Here is a 15199-nt window from a genome sequence, read left to right as displayed (position 1 = left end):
AGAGTGGTTATTACCATATTAGTAATAGCCACTCTATTGTCATGTTACTTGATAACTACCTTTTTGCCATTCCGGATGTAGACACCATTCCGGGTTGGCTTTGTGATGCGAACACCACTCAGCGTGTACCATTTTTCAGAAGTATCATCTTTATGGATGGATTCAATACCGGTAATTTGCTGGTCGATGCTATTCATCTTCGCACCGACAGATTGGGTCAATGTGCCATAAAGTTTTATGTTGGCTAGTCCTATCTGCTTGGTAATCCCCAAGTTGTAGATATTTAGTGTCAGCTTATGGCCTGCTGTTGCATCGCTTGTAGTTACGTCGTAACTATAGGTGGTGTATGCTGGCGAAGAACTATTTCGGGTAGGGTAGAGCGCAGATGCAATCTTGTTTCCTGCCCAACTGACGTCTATTTTGCCTCCGTCTGTTCCGATTCGTGATGCTGTAAACTCAATCTTGGTAATGTTGAGTTGGCATCCATTAACAGGTGTTACGATAAATGAGAGCTTGTTGGTTTCATCAGCTGCAGTCACATTATTTGTGGTTACACCTATAAGGGTTTCTGTCAGTCCACTTACACTCTTGGTACCGCTATAAGTCAATCCTGTACCATTAGTTACACTTGTAGTAACATAATTGGTCCAATTATTGCTAAGTGTAGCCTGCTGGTTGGCTGTACCTTGATCGAAAGTCCAAGTGATGACTCCTTCGCTCTCGTTGGCTACAGTTGAAGCTTGAGGTAATTCAGCATTTCCTATTAAGAGATAAAGTGACTGTCCGTTGTGGGCAAGTTGATATGATACTCCGTTGAGACCTTCTACGATGATATCGGATAGTGAACCATTGATAGTGCCAACCTTACCTAAACAGTAGGCTCCTGCGGTAGGGGTACTCTGTCCGCTTTGATTATGCTTAATAAACTGGAATACTGGTTTCAGATAGGTTGGACCATCCGTCCAGTTTACAGTATTTATACTGAGAGTGTCTAGGTTTACCTGATCGGCCGTGATATCATCAGAATAAATATCATACATTACACGACTGCCGAAATTCATCGTTAGGGAGCGTGCATACATTTCAGCTTTGACATTACTACCCCCAGGAATAAGTTTAGCATCATATTCCATAGTGATGCCTCGATTGAACCTTCCGCCGGTAGACTTCAATGCCGTAAATCGGTTAAGCCATACCCGACTGTTTTGCATTGTTCCGTCAAAGATAAGACCACCAGCCCAGATATCCGTGTTGCCCGTATAGGTCTGGGTTACATTAGGCAAGGCAAGAAAACCGTCGCCTTGTTTTACCAGACGTGTGCTACCTGTGAAGGCTCCACCAGTAATGGTGTGGGTATAGGTCGTCTTGGTGATAACAGCATTATTATTATGGCCTTGTACCCATGTTGGTGCATTGTCGTATACGACCCAAGGACTGGCATTTCCAGATACATTAACCGTCATATTACCTGTTTCAGCCAGCATGATCTGCTGGTTGTTATGACTGCTATTGATGGTTCCACCGTTAGCTATTTCTTTTCGCCCACTATTGGTCAATGGTGGTGGTGCTATAGTAATACCTTCAGCCTCCCCGATAAAATAACTTACGTGAGGAGGCTGATTGTAAGCACACATTTGCCACACTTCGCTTTGTCGATACTGATGGTCGGCCCATAAAGTAGGTATGCGATAGTCTGTTGGAATGGCTGTCGTGTAAATGCGCAAGCCATTGGATCCGTGGCGCAAGATAATCTCTTCTCGCCAGTCGCCTAAGATGTCACCTTGAAAACAAGGATTGTTCTTGGAATCATTGTTCATGTTACATCCTGAAGAAGTAAACATACGTCCTGTACCAGGTTTATCTATTTTAGCCTCTTTAGCAGTTCCAGGACTATTGAGTATTTCTTCAAGTAAATCGCCATCCCAATAAATACGTGCGTTCAGATCGCTCCAGGCGATGAAATCGTTATTGATGCTTGCATTGGTAATACTGCTAATCATCGGCGAAATGGTACTTCGTCCCTGAGCGCCATGATAATTGTTAGAGAAATTACCCATCAGTGCTCTACCATCATCGTTCGATGCAGTGAGGCGGTAATAAATATTTGATGTTGTAGCATCACGATAGTTACAAGCCGGTTGGTCTTCGTTGGCAGCAAACATTTCCTGTCCATGAATATAAGGATTGAAGTCGCTCACATGCTGTGCATCGCCATGGCCTAATCCCGTTGTCGAAAGACCGTTACCATTATCGTCTATGACCATTGAACCGTATACGATTTCATCTCGTCCGTCCCAGTCTACATCTGCTACAGTGAAGTTATGATATCCCTGTCCATACCAACTGCTGCTTGCATCATTGCAGTTCCAGGTCCATCGGGTAGTAAGTTTGTGGCTGATAGGGTCTACATCGAGTGCTATCATTTTTTCGCGAGTGTAGATTCCTCGAGCCAAAAAGATGCTAGGCTTTCGTCCATCGAGGAAAGGAGCGCCAAAGAAGTATTTACTGCTTCGATGGCCATAATTGTCGCCCCATGCCGTCTTTTCATCCGTTTCACCACTCTCCAGTCGCTTCAGTGGATAATCGGTTACCTGATAGGTAGCACCTGTTTGTCCGTTCATATAGATGAGATATTCATTACCTGTGTGTGTCCATGCGTATTGAGCAGTCGTGGCACCTGCAAATACGCTTCGGGTATTCACACTGGCATTTCCGATGACCTGAGTGCTGCCGTCTGCTTTGTGTATTATCATACCGTCTGCGCCTCTCAGTAGAACTTCGGCTTTCCCATCCTGATCCCAGTCATAAGCTACTGCATTAATCTCTGTACTGTTCAGACTTACCATATTGGGGCCACAGTCTATCCACCAGAGTCGTTGTCCATTGAGCTTGTATGCTTCGATAATAGCATAGTCCGTATTGGTAGCTCGATAAAGATTAGCTGCATCGGCCGTATTCAGTCGCTTTAATATAATTTCCAATTCACCATCGCCATCCAGATCAGCCACAGATGCATCGTTAGGTGAATAATCACTGGTAATATCAGAATGATCAGCCTTAGAGTACACATTCTGCAAGGTGATGTCTAGATATCCGGCATAAGTACGAGTGGTATACTTCTGTAGAGCGCTCAGCCAAGGCGTAACAGCAGTACAAGCTGTCTGTTCGACACCTTTTACCACAGCAGTTACGGTATACGAAGCCGTTTGAGATCCATTGGTATCAACAAAGTTAGACACTTGAAGTGGGCTACTGTTAAGTTTGGTTCCATTGCGATACACATTGTAAGTTACATCGAAGTACTCATTGGGCAGAACGCGCCAACTCAGAAAGGTACCTTCGTTAGTGCCATTAGTACGATACACAGCAACCAGTCCTCTATCTAGAGCATCGGTCATACGCTGTGCATGGATAACACCTGTTGAGGCCATCAACAGCAAGGCAGACATCGTAAGTCTGTGTTTTAGACGAGCGTGCCATGGCAAGAATCGTCTCATCATGTTTTTTTTAGACATGTAGATTATTAGTAAAAATTATTAAATATGAATTAGGTTATATCAATCTGTTTAAATATAAGAATAGTAGCTAATTATTCTATTCTTTTGAAACATTCTTAAGGAACAAATTAAAATAATTTTATTCAAAGTTGTATTCTCTGTATCAAATTTTTTCGTGAGAATATCAAAAATTATAGTATTTATCAAAAATTAGCCTATTTAGTAGTTCGTTGATCGTTTACTAATAAGATTCTTTAAAAATGAAGTGAAGTGGAAGCCAAATGACACATTAATAAAATCAGATATGATAGAATTCATGTGGAAGTATATTGATATTGGCTATGAAGAAAAACAAACTTACCCCCTGTTCGGGATAAAAAATTGGCCTGTTTAATGTGTTCCTGACGAAATAGATCAGGTTTGATAGTCTGTTTGTGTCTTTTAGAAAACTAAACGAACTTAATTATCAGTAAACACGTTTCTGCCATTAGCGTTATCCTTTGATGGAAAGATTTGTTCTAAAGTTTTTACGAAATAGTTCTGTCGTTCGTCTTTGGTGTTCCGGATATAAATCCAGTTGAAAGGATAATATTGGTTTTTGAAACCATTGCTGTAGAGCTTGTAAAGACCGGTAACGCCTAGAGAATGAAGGATGTGAAGTGGCGGAAGACTTCGCTTATAACGGCACTTGGAACTCAAAAAACGATGGAGAAAATAGGCAACTAAAAACCAACTTTCATCACTGGTAGTGAAGACCATTATCGATTTGCTTAACGTAGACTTCACCATTACTTTCTTTTGGTCTTCTGAAATCAGAATTTCGGCAGGCATCGGCTTGAAGCGACAATCTTGTTGCTGGCCATTACCGCATTGTGAAAGTTCTTCTATCGAATATTTCAGATAGAAAGATACAGGAACACCATCTACAATAATGGTATCGGTCGGCGAGGCTTCCTCCTCCAGTTTGAGAAAACGTTGAAGAGCTTTCATTTGTGACAGATCTTTGCAGAGATGATGCAATTCTTGTACCACAATGTTGTCTTCACTGAATAGGCCGATATATAGTTCATCGTGAATAATGGTCAGAATATCTTGTAGAATATTGTGGGCATCGAGCAATTTCTGGTTTTCCATTTCCTCGATATTAGGTATAGCCACATGAATATGTACGGTATCTTGCGTTTCTTCTACAGTAGAATATCGCTCGAAGACATTTCTGCGAGTCTTGTCAGACTTATTCAAATATTTTACAGCCTCTTTAGTATTTTCTTTTGATTCAGGAAATTTCCGACCGTTGCGAAGCCACTGATAGAATCCATCGAGATTCACCATGGTGCCAAATATATGACGCTTGCCCTGTTGAGGCGAAACCGTTTCTTCTACAGGTTTGCTAACTTGTTTAACTACAGGTCTTCTTGATTCATCACGTACCAAATGCTTTTCGGGTACATATTTCTTTTTCTTGGTATAGTCAAGATACAGTTCTATCGAGTTCTGATATTTTCGCGTCTTGATGGCAAAATCAGAACTCGGTTTACCATTGATATAGAGTTCTACATGTTCTGCATCTACCGGATAAGATTCCTTACTAATAAAAGTAGACCGTTGGTCAGCTACAGTCTGTAGCCCCGAGATATCTTTTATCGACTGCTGATAGCGTTGACGTTTCTGTCTGCGAGGCTCACGAGTCTGGAGATATTCCAGGAAATCGTCCATATTTTTAATTTCCATATCGATGCGAATAGCCTTAGCATGTATTCGCTCAAGATTCTGTCGTCGGTTACGGGTTGTGTCTATACCGAGTTGGTTAGATAAAATGGTATTGCCCAGACCATTAGACTCATGCTTACGAATAGTGGGAGCAAATCGCTTAGATTCACTCGTTTGTACCGTCAGCTCTGATTTTTTTTCAGAGGCACGAAGTCGGGCAAAGGCCGCAGCCTTGATTTTTTTCAATCTTTCGAGTTGGTCGGGACTAATTTCTTCTCGCATGTGTGCAAAATTACATCTTTCTGATGGACTGGGCAAATGATTAAGCTGATTTTGCAAATCTTCAGCCTATTTCATTCTAAGGGCGATATGAATACTTTTTTGGCCAGATTCGGTATGAGCATCGGCTTCATTACCGTCGATACTATTGTAGCAAATTCTTATCATGTTGATTGATTTTTTAGATGTGAATATTATCTTTCTGTATAGTTGGTATATCTTCTAATGTCATGAGTTAAACATTTAACAAGGCTTTTGGGTGGGTATAGCCTGCAATTGCATTTTATTTTGTATCTTTACGGCCACAAAAACTACAACGATTATGATTTTACGTATTTGTAACAAACTTACACGATTAGGACTTAGTCTCTTTTTATGTTTCCTGTCTCATTCCGCTATGGCCCAATTACCGATAGTAAGTAGTCAATCTGAGGTCTGTCAACAGTCTATTCAGAAGCGTCGCATAGCGCTTCGTGATAGTATTCTGTCGTGCATATCAGGTGCATCGATTGCGAATCCATTGAAGGGTAATTCACCGAAAAACGTTCAAGAAATTAATATTCTGAAGATGGGTGCCCGTAATAATGGTACATATAATTGTTTGCCTGCTTTCAACAAAGCCATCCGTAGGGCCTCTGCAAAGAAAGGTGTCAAGATTATTGTGCCGAAGGGTACGTATTATCTCTGTGGTCCGATTGTGTTGAGGAGTAATGTGTGTATCGATTTACAGGAGGGTGCTGTGTTGAAATTTGCACCCGATGCAAAGTATTATCCTATGGTGAATACTAGTTGGGAAGGTACATTCCTCTACAATCATTCGCCTTTCATTTATGGCTATCAGGTAGAAAATGTAGCAATTACGGGTAAGGGTACGATTGATGGTAATGCGATGACAACATTTGCCACCTGGCGACCTAAACAGAAACCTGCTCAACTCTTAAGCAGACAGCAAAATCATGAGGAGGTTCCGATAGTGCAACGCAAGTTTGGGCAGGGACAATGGCTTCGTCCACAACTTATTCAGTTGTATCAGAGTAAGAATATTACACTCGAGGGTGTCAAAATTATCAATTCACCTTTCTGGTGCATCCATCTGCTCAAGAGCGAGAATATTATTTGTCGTAGACTCCGTTATGATGCCAAATTGGTGAATAATGATGGTATCGATCCAGAGATGTCGCGAAATATCCTTATCGAAGATATTCACTTCAATAATGGTGATGACAACGTAGCCATTAAGAGTGGTCGTGATAATGATGGTTGGCATGATGCGTGTCCGGCAGAGAATATCGTTATTCGCAACTGTCATTTTAAGGGTCTTCATGCTGTAGTTATTGGCAGTGAAATGTCGGCTGGTGTTCGCAATGTGTTCGTCGAGAATTGCGATTATGCTGGTTATTGTAAACGAGGCGTTTTCATCAAGACGAATCCGGATAGAGGCGGCTTCGTCAGTCATCTGTTTGTCAACAACTGTAAGTTTGATGAAGTAGAAGATCTATTTTATGTTACCAGTCGATATGCCGGTGAAGGTCAAGAGAGCATGCATTTCTCTACGATTGAGCATTTGTATGTGGATGGCTTGAGCGCCCGCAAGGTGAGAGCGGCAGCTTTGGTGTTACAAGGTACAAGTGCCAAACCGGTTCAGCATGTATCTTTTAATGCAATCGAGGTGGGTGAAGCCTCTACAGGCATCAGTTTCGAGAATGTTAAGGATGTCCAATTAGGGGAATGCCATATCGGTAAACCGGCAGGTACGCCTACTCAGGTATCTGCTAAGGACAAGATCTTTTAGTTTCGTAATTAATCATCAACCATACCCCTATATGCTTATAGGCACAGATATGTATTATTGCTTATTTAATAGCAAATGAAACGAAAAAGGCTGACAGAAAAATCGATTCTGTCAGCCTTTTTTATATGAATTGGTTAATCACATTACAAAATATAATTCTTGAGGTCTTCTTCTACAGTCGCATTACCTGCAATACCGAAGGTATCAACCAATACCTTTAATACACCTTCTGATATGAAAGCAGGCAACGTCGGACCAAGGTGAATATTCTTTATACCAAGGTGTAACAAGGCAAGAAGTACGATAACAGCCTTCTGCTCATACCATGCGATGTTGAAGAAGATAGGCAGATCGTTGATATCGTTGACACCAAAGATCTCTTTTAACTTCAAGGCTACGACGACCCATGAGTAAGAGTCGTTACACTGTCCTGCATCAAGGACGCGTGGTATACCATTGATATCACCTAAGTGAAGTTTGTTATACTTATATTTCGCACAGCCAGAAGTCAGAATTACGACATCCTTTGGCAGTGCCTTGGCAAATTCCTGATAGTAGTTACGATTCTTCATTCGACCATCGCAACCACTCATGACCACAAACTTGCGGATAGCGCCTGTTTTTACAGCTTCGACTATCTGATCGGCTAGAGCGAATACCTGAGCGTGAGCAAATCCACCGACGATTTCGCCTATTTCGATCTCTTTAGGAGCCTCGCACTTCTGTGCCAAAGCGATAACTTCAGAGAAGTCCTTATGTCCATCAGCACCCATTTCGATGTGTTTCCAACCAGGATAGCCTGTCGAGTTGGTAGTGAAGACGCGATCTTTGTATTCGGCTGATGGGGATGGTGGCACGATACAGTTGGTAGTGAATACGATAGGGCCATGGAAGCTGGTAAACTCTTCTTTCTGTTTCCACCAGGCGTTGCCATAGTTACCGACGAGGTGCTTGTATTTCTTGAGCTGTGGATAGTAGTGAGCTGGCAACATCTCGCCATGGGTATAGACATCTATGCCTGTACCTTCGGTCTGGATGAGAAGGTCTTCGATATCCTTGAGGTCATGACCTGAAATGAGGATACCTGGACGTTGCCCTACGCCGATGTTGACATGGGTGAGCTCTGGATTGCCATAGGCTTCAGTGTTGGCCTGATCGAGGAGCGCCATGACGTCTACGCCATATTTACCTGTTTCGAGTGTGATATTGAGCAGAGTTTGCATATCGGCGTCAGGGTTGGTGATTGTGTTCAGGGCTTTGCACATAAATGCGATAATTTTATCATTGGTCTCGCCTAATCGAGCAGCATGCTCATAATAAGCAGCCATGCCTTTGAGTCCGAGTACTGTAAGCTCTTTTAATGATCTAAGGTCGGCATTTTCATTGCGAAGGATGCTTTCTCGTTGACCTTCTGCATCGAAATCTGCCTTCTCCCCACCCCAGCGTACTTCCTGATAGTCAGGAAGGAGGATGTTATGTTGCTGGGCGAGGTGAAGCAACTGTTTTTTGAGAGCGATACCTACGTCGACCTTATTTAATATTGCCTGATCGTCAAAATTGGCATTGGTGATGGTTGAGAAGAGAGCATCGGTGAGGTAGTCGGCTACCTGTGTGTGATTGTACTCGAGCTCAGCCTGATTGAACTGGTGAGCGATGGTACCAATACCACGTACTACACTAAGAAGGAGATCTTGCCATTTAGCAGTACTGGCCTCCTTACCACACACACCTTTAATCGTACAACCTGTACCTTTGGCAGTTTCCTGACATTGGAAACAAAACATCTTGTTGTCTGTCATAATCTTTATATCTTAAATGATTTATTTTCGGGTGCAAAGATAGGCTTATCAAAAGACTGCATCTGGACACAATTGTTACCCCTTAGTGTTAATTCCTGTTAAAGCTTATCCTGAAAATCTTCAGGCAGATAGATATTTTCTACGGTCTTGGCTTCTTTAAAGAGAGAAGCTATATCATTTGCATAGAAACCAGTGAAGACACATCCGATACGAGTAACTACCAAAATATCATTATTTTTAGGTATTGTGTAATTTATATCGTCTACGTATCTTTGCAGCCGATTTTATATAATGCTAATAAATAACGAAACAAACTAGTAAACGAAATGAAAAAGAATGCAATAGGTATGGTTCTAGTAGCATGTGGAATGACATTGCCTGTTACAGCTGAAGCAAATCTTACTCCAGTCAAGAACAATGAAGCGGATATTCATGTAGATTCTACAGCGGTACACTCTGAACATAAGTTAGGTGAGGTAGTCGTAAATGGTCGCAAACAGACCTATACAGAGAAAGATTTATCATCTACTCTTCGTCTGAATATGCCAATTATTCAGATTCCACAGAATATACATGTACTTACCAAAGATGTGCTCGATGATCTGGGTATCGCTTCTGCCGATGAGGGCATTCAGCGTACGGTAAGTGGTGTGAGTAAACTAGAGCACTGGGGCGATTATCTACGTATTAATGCGCGTGGTTCACGAATGGCTGCTTTCCGTGAAGGTATGAACTTTACTAGTACATGGGGACCTATGACTGAGGATATGAGCTATGTAGACCGTATCGAGTTTGTTAAGGGTCCTGCCGGATTTATGATGTCTAATGGTGAACCTGCAGGTCTCTATAATGTGGTAACCAAGAAACCTACTGGCTATACTCGTGGTAATGCTAGCATTACTTTAGGTAGCTACGATTATTATCGTGCAGCTTTAGATCTAGATGGTCATCTTGATAAACAGAATAAATTGCAATACCGATTTAATGTAATGGGTATGAGCACCAATTCGATGCGTGCTAACGAATTTACGAAGCGTTATTCGATAGCACCGGTATTGCGCTATCTCATCAATGATAAGACAACTCTTACACTGGAATATGATCTGCAGTATATGCAGAGTTCTGATATTGGTGGTTCGTATATCTTCTCACCTTTTGGTTATAAGTCAGTTGCCCGTAATTACTCGCTTATCGAACCAGGTATGGAACCTACTAAGGCTTATGACCATACGGTCATCTTGAATTTCCAACACCAGTTGAGTGATAATTGGAAGCTTACAGCTCAAGGTTCTTACTCTAACTATGCTCGTACAGGTACTTCACTTTGGGCATATAACATTGAGGAAAATGGTAATATGGACCGCTATGTTACTAATGCAGATGTACTCAACGAGATGAAGTTCGGCCAGATATATCTTAATGGTAAGGCGCAGACGGGTAAGGTTTCTCATAAGATTATGACGGGTCTGGATATGAACAACAAGCATGCTTGGTATGATTGGAGTCAGAGTTATGCTCTCGATAGTACTGGCACTTTTAATGTGTTTAGAGATACTCCAAGTGGTACTCCTTATTATGGCTATCCACAGTTTGATAGAACCAAGGATATTAAGGAGCGTGCCAATAATACACAGATTACGCAAAGTTCGTATGGCTTATATCTACAGGATGTACTTGGTTTCTTCAATGACAAGTTGCTATTAACTCTTGCAGGTCGATTCACTCATGTAGAGGATGCATCGTATGGTACTACACAGACCAAAGAGAATCATTTCTCTCCTCGTGTAGGTCTTACTTATAATCTCGATGACAATACTTCTTTCTATGCACTTTATGATCAGACCTTCTCACCACAGATGGGGCAGCTTCGCAATGGCAATAAGGTGAAGCCAATCGTAAGTAATAACTGGGAGATTGGTGCTAAGCGTAACTGGTTCGACGGTCGTTTGCAGACCTCTTTATCGCTTTATAGTATCTTGATTGATAATCAGATTAGTGCTGATCCTGAGAATACTGGTAGCGAGAATTACTATATTCAGGTGGGACAGTCTGTATCTAATGGTATCGAACTCGATATCAATGGTGAGATTCTTCCAGGTCTGAACCTCTTGGCTAACTATGCTCTTACTAATTATAAGGTAACGAAATCTGAAGATCCAACGAGTCCGGTAGGTACACATATGCCTGGTTATGCTAAGCATCAGTTTAACGTATGGCTTAAATATCAGGTATTGAGTGGTTTCTTGAAGGGCTTCCACATTGGTTTGGGCGAAACTTCGCTAATCGACCGAAGCACGTGGACCTTTGCCGATGGTATCAATGAAGAACCACTGCCAAATTATATTCGTGTAGATGGTTCGTTGGGATGGAAAAACGACAAGCTATCAGTACTGCTCAATGTTAATAATATCATGAATGCTTATCTGTTGAGTGGTTGCAAATATGGTAACTATTATGTATGGCAGTCTGAGCCAGGTCGTACTTTCCGTATGACGCTGTCTTATAACTTCTAAGAAGAAAAATTCTATTGACCCTGGTGACTGGGTGATAAAAAAGATAGACTAAAAAGGAAGTAAGAATGATTCTTATTTCCTTTTTTTATTGATGATTGTTGGGTGAAGCCACATATTTGTATCGAGATAATTTCTCACAAGAATTAGGTATGTTTCTAACAAACTTTTCTTCAGAATTTACCTTTTTTTAGGTATTGTCGTATATTTTGATTACCTGTATCTTTGCAGAGGATAATATCAGATTGTTTGTAATGCCGGGAAGAATTGTAAAACTAGTTGTACTTCTTTTGTTCTTTAGTGAAATCATTTTGGCACAAAAGTTATCAGTCGGAGGACTTATCTTATCGGAGAAAGATCGCCTACCAATAGCCTATTCTACAGTTATGATTAAGGAGAGTGGACAGTGGGCTGTCAGTGATGATAAGGGAGAATTTCTTATTAAGAATGTACAGAAGGGTACATGTACTGTGGTGATTAGAAGTTTAGGTTATGTATCACGTACCTTTACCTTAAAGGTAGTCGATGAGTCTAAGAAATTGCGTATCCTTTTGAAGGAAGAAAATCTGAAACTTGCTGAAGTTGAGGCTGTTGCCAAGCGGAAAAATGATGATGCTACAACTTCTTATCATATAGACCGGCTTGCTCTCGATAATCAACAGATTATAAACCTCAGTGATATCGGTACACTCCTTCCTGGCGGTAAAACGGTAAATAGTACGCTTATGGACGACGACCGTATGGCTTTGCGAAGTGGTAGTAGTGAGAAGGGAAATGCTTCTTTTGGTACTGCTGTCGAAGTGGATGGTGTGCGATTGGGGAACAATGGTGCTATGAGCGAAACGCTGGGTGCCAGTACACGTAATTTGGGGGTATCTTCTATTGAGAGTATCGAAGTGATAACCGGTGTTCCTTCTGTGGAATATGGTGATCTGAGTAATGGTATTATCAAGGTAAATACACGTCAGGGTAAGTCGCCTTTTCAGTTGGAAGTACAATTGAATCAACATACTCGGCAGATAGCTCTCAATAAGGGATTTGATTTGGGACATGGTTTGGGTATCTTGAATACATCGTTAGAACACGCCCGCTCTTTTTCGGATGCCACATCTCCTTATACGGCTTATCAGCGAAATATTCTCTCGTTAAGCTATATGAATGTATGGAACAAAAGTACTACTCCGCTTACTCTCCATATCGGTTTGTCGGGTAATGTGGGTGGCTATAATTCGAAAGCAGATCCGGATAGAGTTCTAGATGATTTTTCGAAGTCGAGAGATAACAGTTTCAGAGCTAAGATGGAATGGAACTGGCTGCTTAATAAAAGTTGGATAACAAATTTGACTTTGATGGGATCGGTATCGTATGCAGATCGTAAATCAGAATCGTATACGAGTACGAGCAGCTCATCTACTCAGCCTTATATTCACACCACTACCCAGGGTTATTATCTTTCAGAAGATTCACCAACAGCTAATGTTGTGCTTGGTCCTACTGGCTACTGGTATGTAGATGCTTTTACAGACAGCAAACCTCTGGATTATGCCTTAAAACTGAAAGGTGAATGGACACGAAGATTTTGGGGGATGCTGAACAAACTCATGATTGGAGCTGATTATAGTCGGTCTGAAAATAAGGGTGAAGGGTTGTATTACATAGATTTACAGTATGCACCTACTTGGCGCGCTTATCGGTATGCAGATCAGCCGGCTATCAATAATATAGCACTTTATGCTGAAGAAAAAGTGGTGATACCTGTCAGTAAAAAATCAACAGCAGAACTGACTGCCGGTTTGCGTGATGACCTGACGAGTATCGATGCGTCGGCTTATGGAACGGTTTCGAGTGTTTCTCCTCGTGTAAATGGAAAATATATATTCTGGCGTCATCAACCTCATCGATGGGTGAATGCACTCAGTTTACATGCCGGATGGGGAAAGTCGGTAAAGTTACCTTCTATGCAGGTGCTTTATCCACAACCAGTGTATAGTGATAAACTGGCTTTTTCTTCTACGAGCAATGCCTATAATCAGGCGTATTATGCGTATTATACGCAACCAACACCTGCTTTATATAATAGTGACCTGAAGTGGCAGTATACCAACCAAACTGATGTGGGGGTAGATTTCACATTATGGGGAGCTAAGGTAACTTTATCGGGCTTCTATCATAAAACTTATCATCCTTATTTAGCCACAACCGTCTATACTCCGATGACCTATTACTATACTTCGCCTTCAGAAGTACAAAACTGTGGCATACCGGTAGCCAACCGTACTTTTGCCATTGATGAACAGACGGGTGTGGTAACAGTAAGCGACATCACAGGTCAGCAAGAATCGGTAACACTGGCTAACTATGCCCGTAATACCTATTATGCACAGACCAAATATGCTAACGGATCACCGATAGAACGGTACGGGCTGGAGTGGGTTATTGACTTCCCGAAAATCAAGGTGCTGAGTACTGGTATCCGTCTAGATGGTAGTTATTATCATTATAGAGGCGTAGACGATAATCTGATTGCTGATATTCCTACGGGAATCTCTACGACAATGAGCAATGGCAGTCTCTATCAGTATGTGGGTTATTATAGAGGCAGTAATGCTACATCTACCGGTTATTCGGCACAGGCCTCAGTCACTAATGGCTCTCTATCGAGAAAACTGAATCTGAATGCGACTTTTACTACTCATATACCTAAGGTACGACTGATCATGACCTTACGTCTGGAGTCTTCGCTCTATACTTACAGCCGTTCGCTTTGTGAGTATGTGGACGGTAGCAGCAGAGGGTATCAGGTAGATGAATCGAATGCTTATTTTGGTACCCCATATCAGGGCGAAACTAATAAATATGTTATTGTATATCCCGAATATTATTCTACTTGGGATGATCCGAATACACTGATACCCTTTGCTGAGAAATTTGCTTGGGCACGCGAGAATGATCAGGAACTCTATAATGATCTCTCTAAACTTGTGGTTAGAAGCAATTATCAGTATATCCTTAATCCTAACCGGTTATCGGCTTACTACTCGGCTAATTTTAGTATTACGAAGGAGATAGGCAACCATGTATCATTATCGTTTTATGCCAATAACTTCTTCAATAACATGCAGACCGTACATAGTACACAGACGAATGTAGATACTTCGCTCTTTGCGAGTAGTTATATACCAAGTTTCTATTATGGTCTCTCTTTACGATTAAAATTATGAAAGTAACTCGTTTATTACCTCTGTCGGTAGTATCACTTATGCTGTCGGCACTTACTTTGGTTTCCTGCTCATACGAAGAGTCTATGCAACTCTGTAAGGTCGAGGTGCAATTACAATATCCTGCCAATAGTATATCTGCTTATGCTGGTGCACCCGTTTTGTTGACTGATGCTACGGCTTCGGTCTTTGTAGACAGTACCAACACAGAGGGAAAGGCGGTTTTTCAGGTTCCGCCCGGGATATATCAGGTGAGTAGTTCGGATACTTATCTTACCTATGATTACCGGTATATTCTGAATGGGGTTAAGAGTCAACTCATCATATCGCCCGACAGTAGTAATCAGATACAGCTGCCATTAACGGTTTCGACCAAACGTATCGTGCATTAATA

The 15199-nt window shown here is 41.5% G+C and carries 8 protein-coding genes; 4 read left to right on the top strand and 4 right to left on the bottom strand.

The genetic code is table 11. The annotated features are described in order from the left end of the window. Window positions 1–44 precede the first annotated feature (44 nt). On the bottom strand, window positions 45–3500 hold the full coding sequence (locus L6469_RS10805) for a rhamnogalacturonan lyase (protein WP_143067182.1): 3456 nt from the start codon (window positions 3498–3500) through the stop codon (window positions 45–47). A 456-nt stretch (window positions 3501–3956) separates the two neighbouring features. After that, the gene (locus tag L6469_RS10800; protein WP_006281662.1) at window positions 3957–5489 is read right to left on the bottom strand and encodes a hypothetical protein; all 1533 of its coding nucleotides are present in this window, start codon (window positions 5487–5489) and stop codon (window positions 3957–3959) included. Window positions 5490–5883: 394 nt separating this feature from the next. On the opposite strand from L6469_RS10800, the gene L6469_RS10795 reads away from it, so the two are divergent. Further along, window positions 5884–7278, top strand: coding sequence for a glycoside hydrolase family 28 protein (locus L6469_RS10795; protein WP_006281661.1), 1395 nt, complete (start codon window positions 5884–5886; stop codon window positions 7276–7278). A gap of 143 nt (window positions 7279–7421) precedes the next feature. Here L6469_RS10795 and hcp read toward each other — a convergent pair whose 3' ends face one another. Continuing rightward, entirely contained in the window at window positions 7422–9077 is a 1656-nt protein-coding gene (hcp, locus tag L6469_RS10790; RefSeq protein ID WP_006281660.1) for a hydroxylamine reductase, read from the bottom strand. 98 nt (window positions 9078–9175) lie between these two features. After that, on the bottom strand, window positions 9176–9301 hold the full coding sequence (locus L6469_RS14710) for a hypothetical protein (RefSeq protein ID WP_006281659.1): 126 nt from the start codon (window positions 9299–9301) through the stop codon (window positions 9176–9178). Between the two features lie 102 nt (window positions 9302–9403). Between L6469_RS14710 and L6469_RS10785 the strand changes: the two genes are divergently transcribed. From L6469_RS10785 to L6469_RS10775, 3 genes are all read left to right on the top strand, one after another. Next, window positions 9404–11590, top strand: a complete 2187-nt coding sequence (locus L6469_RS10785) for a TonB-dependent siderophore receptor (protein WP_006281658.1) — start codon at window positions 9404–9406, stop codon at window positions 11588–11590. 251 nt (window positions 11591–11841) lie between these two features. Beyond that, window positions 11842–14808 carry a TonB-dependent receptor domain-containing protein gene (locus tag L6469_RS10780; protein ID WP_039869740.1) on the top strand — a complete coding sequence of 989 codons (2967 nt, stop codon included), beginning with the start codon at window positions 11842–11844 and terminating at the stop codon, window positions 14806–14808. Beyond that, the gene (locus tag L6469_RS10775) at window positions 14805–15197 is read left to right on the top strand and encodes a hypothetical protein (protein ID WP_006281656.1); all 393 of its coding nucleotides are present in this window, start codon (window positions 14805–14807) and stop codon (window positions 15195–15197) included. The genes L6469_RS10780 and L6469_RS10775 overlap by 4 nt, the downstream gene beginning before the upstream one ends. Window positions 15198–15199: the final 2 nt, after the last annotated feature.

The organism is Segatella baroniae B14, assembly GCF_022024235.1.
GTDB classification, from domain to species: Bacteria; Bacteroidota; Bacteroidia; order Bacteroidales; family Bacteroidaceae; genus Prevotella; species Prevotella bryantii.
Note: the sequence above shows the minus strand (reverse complement) of the source record. Positions and strands in the feature narration are given on the sequence as shown.